This is a genomic window from Kitasatospora sp. DSM 101779 (assembly GCF_025655475.1).
In the GTDB taxonomy this organism is placed as follows: domain Bacteria; phylum Actinomycetota; class Actinomycetes; order Streptomycetales; family Streptomycetaceae; genus Kitasatospora.
In genome coordinates, this window is sequence record NZ_JAHTIK010000001.1 from 2343049 (window position 1) to 2344185 (window position 1137).

The 1137-nt window shown below is 77.5% G+C and carries 1 protein-coding gene and 1 pseudogene; both read left to right on the forward strand.

Translation table 11 applies throughout. The features are described from left to right. A pseudogene (locus KSNIM_RS10885) lies at window positions 1–319 on the forward strand (hypothetical protein); the annotation flags it as partial. Beyond that, the gene (locus KSNIM_RS10890) at window positions 307–1116 is read left to right on the forward strand and encodes a phytanoyl-CoA dioxygenase family protein (RefSeq protein ID WP_263103042.1); all 810 of its coding nucleotides are present in this window, start codon (window positions 307–309) and stop codon (window positions 1114–1116) included. The pseudogene KSNIM_RS10885 and the gene KSNIM_RS10890, both read left to right, overlap by 13 nt. The last annotated feature ends 21 nt before the right edge of the window (window positions 1117–1137 follow it).

Here is a 1137-nt window from a genome sequence, read left to right on the forward strand (position 1 = left end):
CGAGCAGCACGGCGCGGGCGGACTCGCCGGCCCCGGCGGCGGCGCCCTGCTCGCCGGGCTGCTGCCGCCCGGCCACGGCATCGACGGCATCCTCGCGCCGCCCCCGCCCGGCACCACCCCCGCAGGCCCCGTCCCCGAGGTGGAGACCGCCGCCCTCGCCGCCCTCGGCGTCGCGCTGGACCCGTGGGAGCACCTCGTCCTCGGCACCTCCCGCCACTACCCGCCGCCGGCCGCACGGCCGCACCCCACCGCAGTCCTCCCGGCGGCCCACTCGGCCGCCCCCTCGACGATCCAGGAGCCGACCCCGTGTCCGACCTGACCCAGCAGCAGCGCGACAGCTATCGCGAGCAGGGCTTCCTCGGCCCGCTCACCCTGATGTCCGTGGCGGAGATGGAGGCGCTGCGCCCCGAACTCGCCGCCGTGCTCGACACCCCGGGCCTCGCCCCCGCCCCCGCCCCCGAACAGGTCGAAGGACGGCTCGCCAACCTGGTGGCCGGCCGCGGCGGCGCCAGCCCCGTGCCGTACATCGAGAGCCGCCACCTGGACTCCCCGGCCGTGCACCGCCTGATCACCCACCCCGTCCTGCTGGCCGCCGCCCGCGCGCTGTACGGCGAGGACCTGCTGGTGTGGCGCTCGACCTTCATCGCCAAGGCGTCCGGCGGCCCGGAGTTCCAGTGGCACCAGGACTGGGGCGGTGTCTACGCCCCCGGCGAGGAGTACGGGCTGGAGCCGCCGCTGCACTTCACCTTCTGGATCGCCATCAGCGACGTCACCGAGGACAGCGGCTGCCTGCGGTTCGTCCCCGGCACCCGGGCCGTGCTGCCCGCCAGGCCGTCCGGCCCGGGCCGCCGGGCCACCCTGCTCGTCCCGCCGGAGCACGTGGACGAGAGCCGCGCCGTCTCCCTGCCGCTGCGGCCCGGCCAGTGCGCCGTCTTCACCGACCGGGCGCTGCACGCCTCCGGCGTCAACACCTCGGGTGCGGAACGGCTCGCCCTCGCCGTCCGGATGACCGTCCCCGCGGTCAAGGTCCGCCCGCACTTCCCCGAGCACGCCTGCACCCTCGTCAGCGGCCAGGACCGGGCCGGCCTCAACCGGCTCGCGGAGCCCCCGCGGTGACCGCACCCGCCGCGGGCCCGC